Below are 6,197 nucleotides of genomic sequence, written 5' to 3'. Positions count from 1 at the left end.
CGGTTGATGCGGCGGCACAGCTCGGGCGCGGCGTTGGCCGGATACAGCGACTGGTCCGGATACATGGCGCCGGCCGTATTGGCGTCCGCCGCCACCTGCCAGCCCGACAGATAGATGGCCTTCAGCCCCGCCCGGACCATCTGCATGGCCTGATTGCCGGTGACGGCGCCCAGAGCGTTCACGAACGGCTCGTCGTGCAGAAGCTCCCAGAGACGGTTGGCCCCGCGCGTCGCCAAGGTGTGGGTGATCGGGACCGAGCCGCGCAGCCGCTGAACATCTTCGGGCGTGTAGGGGCGCTCGATGCCGTCGAAGCGGCCAAAGGGCGAAGGGACGAGATCGGCGAAGGTGGTCATGGCGGTCTCTGCTCAGATCGGGCCGTTGCGGCGGATATCGGGAGCAGAACACGCTGAAGTCACGAATGACACACTCCGCTGAGCAAACAACATGTCATTGAGTCACATTATGACACTTTCTATTAAGTCATTTTGTGACCTAATGCAGCCATGGACGCGGTTCCGGATCGCAAGCTCTTCCTCGGCGGACGCCTAAAGCGGCTTCGGCGCGAGCTCGCCCTGACCCAGACGGCCATGGCCGCCGACCTCGGCGTCTCGCCCAGCTATCTGAACCATATCGAGCGCAACCAGCGGCCCGTCTCGGCCCAGCTCCTGCTGCGACTGGCCCAGACCTATGACGTCGACCTGCGTCAGCTGGGCCAGTCAGGCGCGGCCGGCGAGGCTGAACTGTCGGAGGTGCTCGCCGATCCCCTGTTCCAGGGCCTCGACGTGCCGCGTCACGAATTGCTGCAACTGGCCGACGACGCGCCGGGCGCAGCCGAGGCCTTGCTGAGGCTCTATCGCGCCTTCGCCGAACAGCGCGACCGGTCCCGCGCCGCCCTGATCGATGGCGGCGAGACGGCGAGCGGGCCCTCCCCCGCCGACTGGGTCCGCGACCATATCCAGTCCCGCGCCAACCATTTCCCAGAGCTCGATGCCCTCGGTGAAGCCCTGCACGCCGCCCTCGACCCCAACCAGACCGGCGACGGGTTCGAGGCCCTGGGCCGCGCGCGCCTGCAGGCGCGTCACAACCTGTCGGTCCGGGTCATGCCGGCCGAGGTCATGGTCGAATGGACGCGCCGCTTCGACCCGCACCGACGCCGCCTGCTGCTGTCTGAGACGCTCGACCCGTCGTCCCGCGCCTTCGCCATCGCCTACCAGCTGGCCCTGTCCGAGCACGAGGCCGAGCTGACGGCCCTGGCCGACAGCGCCCGGCCTCCGGACGAGACGACGCGCGCCCTGCTCAAGGTGTCCCTGACCAACACCCTCGCCGCCGCCATCCTGATGCCTTACGCCGCCTTCCAGAGAACAGCGGAGACGACCGGCTACGACATCGCCCGGCTCCAGACCCGGTTCGGCGCGTCCTTCGAACAGGTCGCCCACCGGCTGACGACCCTGTCCCGCTCCACCGCGCGCGGCGTGCCCTTCTTCCTGATGCGGGTGGATCAGGCCGGCAACGTCTCCAAGCGCTATGCGTCTGGCGCCTTCCCCTTCGCCCGGTTCGGCGGCGCCTGCCCCCGCTGGCGGCTGCACTCGGCCTTCCGCACGCCCGGCAAGCTCGTCACCCAGATCATCGAGACCCCCGACGGCCAGCGCTGGTTCACCCTGGCCCGCACCGTCGATCGCCAAGGTCACGACGGCTATGGCGAACCCCACGACCTGGCCATCGGTCTGGGCTGCGAGCTGAAGGACGCCCCCCGGCTGATCTACGCCCGCGGCCTCGACCTGACGGCGCCCGAAGTCACCCCTATCGGCCCGGCCTGCCGCCTTTGCCACCGCCACCCCTGCGCCGAACGCGCCGCCCCGCCGGTGGACCGGCCCCTGCGTGTCGACGACTGGTCGAAGTCGGTCAGTCCCTATCCGTTCGCGGGGGGATGAGAAGCAGGGGTCATATGCCCGCGCCCCCCCGCCTGGCCGAGCGAAATGCCTTGGGTGTCAGACCGGTCACGCGTCTGAAAGTCTTGTAGAAGGACGAGCGGGTGTTGAATCCCACACTCAGAGCGATGGCCAGGATGGATTCGCTGCCTTCGATGATCTGCCGCTCGGCCGCGCGTACGCGCCGCCGGGGTGCGGCAGAACTGTCCGACCGGTTGCCAACCACGTCCCGGAGAAACCTGATGTCGATGTCGTACTTGATGATGCTCCATGTGGGGACCGGAACAGTTGCCGTCCTGTCCGGCTTCACCGCGCTTCTGGCCCCCAAGGGCCGCCCAGCGCACCGCGCGGCGGGTCATACCTTCTTCGTCTCGATGCTTACGTCGGCGGCGGCCGGCGCCTGGATCGCCTTCTTCATCCCCCATCAGTTCATCGCCTTCCTGGCGGGCGTACTGACCTTCTATCTGACCGCCACGTCCTGGCTGACGGTGCGGCGCGCCGAGGGCCGCGTCGGCCTGCCGGAACAGGTCCTGTTTCTAGCCATCGCCGCCACCGGAGCCGGACTGGTCGGCCTCGGCTTTCAGGCGCTGGCCAGCGAAAGCGGCATGAACAGAGGCTATCCCGCATCTGACTATTTCTTCCTGGGCGGCGTGGCCGTGCTCGCCGGTCTTCTCGACGCTGCCGTGCTCCTGCGCCGTGGACTGTCCGGCCGGCAGAGAATCGCCCGCCACCTGTGGCGCATGTGTTTCGCCCTGTTCATTGCGGCAGGGTCTCTGTTTGAGGGACCAGGAGCCAAGGTCTTTCCAGAGTTGGTCGCTCAGTCCGGCGTCCTCTCCGTCCCCGGTCCGCTCATCCTTATATTGATGGTCTTCTGGCTGATCCGGGTTGTGATCACCCGACGGCATGACAAGGCCCCTGTGCCGGTCGGCTGACCCGATCCTTGCCGGCTGCCCCTAGCACACCGCCAGCGCCCGCTGCGCAGCCGCCAGTTCCCCGGCCATCGTCGCCTTCAGCCGTTGCGGCGCGACGATCGTCACTTGCTGACCCCAGGTGAACAGGTGCCAGGCGAGTTCGCGCATGCCCGAGGCCCGGAACCGCACCACGACCGATCCGTCCGGCTGATCCTCGAGGGTCTGGGTCGGGTGCCAGCGCCAGCCGCGCGCCTCGGCCGCGCCCTCGGGCGAGACGCGCAGGACGACGTCCTCGATCTCGTCCTGGTAGATGCCGAAGGACTGGCTGGCGAAGACGGACAGATCAAATTCCGGCGGCGGCGGAGCGAAGCCGTCCTGAGCTTCCAACGCGCTCATCCGGTCGAGACGGAAGGTCTGGATCCGGTCGCTCTCGCGATCCGCCGCGACCAGATAGTTGGCGCGCCCGAACATGACGCCGCAGGGCGCGACGGATCGCCGGCGCGCCTCCGCTCCCGGCCGCGAATAGGTGAAGCCCAGCGGGGACTGGGCCAGGATCGCGCCCCGGATGGTCGCCAGCATGGCTTCGTCGGCGTGTGGTCTGGGTCCCGCCTGCACGGCGATCGTCTCGGCCCGCACCAGGGCCTCCAGATCGGGGGCCAGGCGGTTCAGGGTCGTCGAGCGCATCGCCGACTTGAGCTTGCGCTCCAGCCCCTCCAGCGCCGCCGCCCGCCCCGCCTCGCCCGACGCCCGCAGCCCTTGCGCCGCCTTGGACAGTTCCAGCAGTTCAGTCGCCGTCGGCGCCTGTTCGAAGGCCGACAGTCCGCCCCGGATGCGCCAGCGCTTGGTCGGCGGGTCCGAGACCTCTTCCACCGTCGGGAACAGCAGGATTACGGCGTCGCGCATCCGCTCGGCCGTGCGCCGTCCGACGCCGGTCTCTCGCGCCATCTCGTCCAGCGTCAGCCCCTCGGCCGAGGCCGCCATGCGCCGCGCCAGCTCGATGACCATCACCGCCTTGTCGTGCCGCAAGCGCCCGCCTCCGAAAGGTACGTCCGAAACTGACGCAACACTGTCCTATCTCATCCTCAACAGCAACCGCTTCGAGACCGGAGACACCCCATGGCCCGCGCTTTCGCTCCCCAGACGCAGATCAACGCCAGCCGCTACCTGATCGTCCCGTGCGAGGCCGATGGTTGCGGGGATCTGGCCGTGATCTGGGATCGGCTGGAAGAACAGGTCGTCGACGTGATCGACGCCCGCGCCAGCGCCCGCTACTCGGACGAGGACGCCCTGTGGGACGAGGCCCGCGCCACCGACGCCCGCTATGATGACTTCCGCATGGCGGCGTGATCAGCCTGGATAGCGCGCCTTGAGGGTCTCGACCGAGGTCCGCGTCATCTCGCGCACGACCGCTTCGTCCACGTCCGACAGCCGGTTCACATAGACGCAGCCCGCGCCGGACTTGTGCTTGCCGAGGCGCGCCAGCATGTCGGCGCGCCTGGCCTCGTCGGCGGCCACATAGAGCACCAGATTAGCCTTTCGCGGTGAGAATCCGACCAGACAGGCGTCGCCTTCGTGGCCGCTGTCATAGCGGTAGTGGTACCGACCGAAGCCGACGATCGATGACCCCCACATGGTGGCCTTCTCGCCCGTTTCGGCCTCCATCAGGGCGACCAGCGCCATGGCGTCCTCGCGCCGTCCGGGATGCTCGACCGCCGCGATGAATTCATCGACCGACACAGCCGTCGGTCTGGTCTTGGTTTCCGCCATCACCCGCCTCCCTGTTTCGACACCGCGGTCCAGCGATCGATCTGTTTCTGGGCCGGCCGCTCGACCAGACGATGCGCGGCCACCGCCACGATGACGATCAGGCCGAACATCCCCACGGCGAACAGATCATTGATCCAGACCGAGCCGAAGTCGATCCTTCGCCCGCCGGGCATCCAGTCCAGTTTGCGGGCGATGATCATCATCACCGTCAGCAGGAACATGTGCACCATGTAGATCGAGAACGACCACCGCCCCAGGGTCACCAGCACCGGATGGTCCAGCACCCTGGACAGGGCGCCGTCCTCGCCCGCGAACACCCAGACCACGCCGATGAACAGCAGGGTCACCGCGACCGTGACCGGTCCCTCGGCCCAGCCGATGAAGACGCAGATCGCCACGACGGTTACGACCTCCAGCAGGGTCGCCGCCCGGCCCTTCAGTCGGGGGATCCGCGTCCAGACGCCCTGCAGCAAACAGCCCAGGAAGAAGCCGTAGACCGCTCTGGGCACGGCGAAATCATAGGTCGTGTTCATCCAGCGGCGGGCGAACATCACCACCATAATCCCGCCGATGACCGCCAGCACCGCGCCGATCCAGCGGAACCGCTTCGGCGCAACCAGCACCAGGCCGGCGAAGATCAGATAACAGGCCACCTCGGCGCTCAGCGTCCAGGCCGGCCCGTTCCAGGTCAGGGACGGCAGCACATGCCACGCCTGTATCAGCAGCAGGTTGGCGAAGATCGCCTCCACAGACCGGTCGCGCGTGAACGGGGTGGCGAAGTCGATATGGAACCACAGCCGCGCCAGCTCCAGCCCGATGAAGGCGCCCAGCATGAGCACATGAAGCGGCCAGACCCGACCGAGCCTGCGCACCATAAACCGCCCCGCATCTCTCGTGGTCTTCAGGCGTTCTGCATAGGCGTGTGCGATGACGAAGCCGGACAGAACGAAGAAGTAATCGACGAACAGATAGCCGTGCTGGACCAGGCCCCAGTCGCGCCAGTGGCTGGCCACGGGCATGTGGAACATCACCACCAGCACGGCGCAGATCCCCCGCAGGGAATCCAGGGCCTCAAAACGGCGCGGCGGGACGGCGGTGGAAGCGGGACTGTTCACGCCGACGGGATACGCCTAGTCGCCCTGCGGCGACCAGCCCTCCGGCGCCATCTCAAAACCGGCAAAGTCGAATCCCGGCGAGACGGTGCAGCCGACCAGGGTCCACGCCCCCAAGGTGCGCGCCGCCTGCCAGGCCCCGGCCGGCACGATACCCTGTGGCCGTTCTCCGGCCATCAGGTCAGGCCCAAGCGTGACCCGCTGCTCAATCGGGTCGGCGATCCGCAGCTCCAGCGGCGCGCCGGCATGCCAGTGCCAGATCTCCCCCGCATCGACGCGATGCCAGTGCGAGCTCTCGCCTTCGGCCAGCAGGAAATAGATCGCCGTCCCGACGGACCGTCCGTCGACCTCGCGCGGATCGCGGAACGTCTCGCGATAGTGGCCCCCTTCCGGATGGGGCTTGAGGTCCAGCAGGGCGATGATCTCGGCGGCGGTGGGCATGGCCGCACCGTAGCGCGTTCGTCGTCGAATGTGAGGGA

Annotated in this window: 8 protein-coding genes and 1 pseudogene; 3 read left to right on the top strand and 6 right to left on the bottom strand. The window is 67.9% G+C overall.

Annotation, left to right across the window (positions count from 1 at the left end; all coding sequences use genetic code 11):
• Window positions 1-353 (bottom strand): annotated as a pseudogene (locus RMO01_RS18045) (isocitrate lyase); the annotation flags it as partial.
• A gap of 150 nt (window positions 354-503) precedes the next feature.
• On the opposite strand from RMO01_RS18045, the gene RMO01_RS18040 reads away from it, so the two are divergent.
• Entirely contained in the window at window positions 504-1,931 is a 1,428-nt protein-coding gene (locus tag RMO01_RS18040) for a short-chain fatty acyl-CoA regulator family protein (protein WP_309630452.1), read from the top strand.
• 10 nt (window positions 1,932-1,941) lie between these two features.
• Here RMO01_RS18040 and RMO01_RS18120 read toward each other — a convergent pair whose 3' ends face one another.
• Window positions 1,942-2,154, bottom strand: a complete 213-nt coding sequence (locus RMO01_RS18120) for a helix-turn-helix domain-containing protein (protein WP_409013100.1) — start codon at window positions 2,152-2,154, stop codon at window positions 1,942-1,944.
• A 16-nt stretch (window positions 2,155-2,170) separates the two neighbouring features.
• Here RMO01_RS18120 and RMO01_RS18035 point away from each other — a divergent pair, with 16 nt between their 5' ends.
• The gene (locus RMO01_RS18035; RefSeq protein WP_309630451.1) at window positions 2,171-2,860 is read left to right on the top strand and encodes a DUF2306 domain-containing protein; all 690 of its coding nucleotides are present in this window, start codon (window positions 2,171-2,173) and stop codon (window positions 2,858-2,860) included.
• A gap of 21 nt (window positions 2,861-2,881) precedes the next feature.
• On the opposite strand, the gene RMO01_RS18030 is transcribed toward RMO01_RS18035, so the two are convergent.
• On the bottom strand, window positions 2,882-3,865 hold the full coding sequence (locus RMO01_RS18030) for a WYL domain-containing protein (RefSeq protein WP_309630450.1): 984 nt from the start codon (window positions 3,863-3,865) through the stop codon (window positions 2,882-2,884).
• 90 nt (window positions 3,866-3,955) lie between these two features.
• On the opposite strand from RMO01_RS18030, the gene RMO01_RS18025 reads away from it, so the two are divergent.
• Complete coding sequence (locus RMO01_RS18025; protein ID WP_309630449.1) at window positions 3,956-4,186, top strand: hypothetical protein; 231 nt, start codon at window positions 3,956-3,958, stop codon at window positions 4,184-4,186.
• Here RMO01_RS18025 and RMO01_RS18020 read toward each other — a convergent pair whose 3' ends face one another.
• The 3 genes from RMO01_RS18020 to RMO01_RS18010 are packed head-to-tail and all read right to left on the bottom strand — an operon-like array spanning window position 4,187 to window position 6,159.
• Complete coding sequence (locus tag RMO01_RS18020; protein ID WP_309630448.1) at window positions 4,187-4,606, bottom strand: DUF1801 domain-containing protein; 420 nt, start codon at window positions 4,604-4,606, stop codon at window positions 4,187-4,189. It abuts the gene before it with no gap.
• The gene (locus RMO01_RS18015; protein WP_309630447.1) at window positions 4,606-5,721 is read right to left on the bottom strand and encodes an acyltransferase; all 1,116 of its coding nucleotides are present in this window, start codon (window positions 5,719-5,721) and stop codon (window positions 4,606-4,608) included. The genes RMO01_RS18020 and RMO01_RS18015 overlap by 1 nt, the downstream gene beginning before the upstream one ends.
• Before the next feature lie 15 nt (window positions 5,722-5,736).
• Window positions 5,737-6,159 (bottom strand): cupin domain-containing protein, encoded by a 423-nt coding sequence (locus RMO01_RS18010; RefSeq protein WP_309630446.1) that lies wholly within the window; start codon window positions 6,157-6,159, stop codon window positions 5,737-5,739.
• Window positions 6,160-6,197: the final 38 nt, after the last annotated feature.

It is taken from the genome of Brevundimonas sp. (assembly GCF_031412435.1).
GTDB lineage: Bacteria > Pseudomonadota > Alphaproteobacteria > Caulobacterales > Caulobacteraceae > Brevundimonas.
This window is presented reverse-complemented; position numbering and strand designations above follow the sequence as displayed.

Bases quoted from the DNA above. Each gene is read 5' to 3' on its own strand.
- RMO01_RS18035 (WP_309630451.1), top strand. From the start codon at position 2,171: ATGTCGATGTCGTACTTGATGATGCTCCATGTGGGGACCGGAACAGTT.
- RMO01_RS18010 (WP_309630446.1), bottom strand. From the start codon at position 6,159: ATGCCCACCGCCGCCGAGATCATCGCCCTGCTGGACCTCAAGCCCCAT.
- RMO01_RS18025 (WP_309630449.1), top strand. From the start codon at position 3,956: ATGGCCCGCGCTTTCGCTCCCCAGACGCAGATCAACGCCAGCCGCTAC.
- RMO01_RS18040 (WP_309630452.1), top strand. From the start codon at position 504: ATGGACGCGGTTCCGGATCGCAAGCTCTTCCTCGGCGGACGCCTAAAG.
- RMO01_RS18020 (WP_309630448.1), bottom strand. From the start codon at position 4,606: ATGGCGGAAACCAAGACCAGACCGACGGCTGTGTCGGTCGATGAATTC.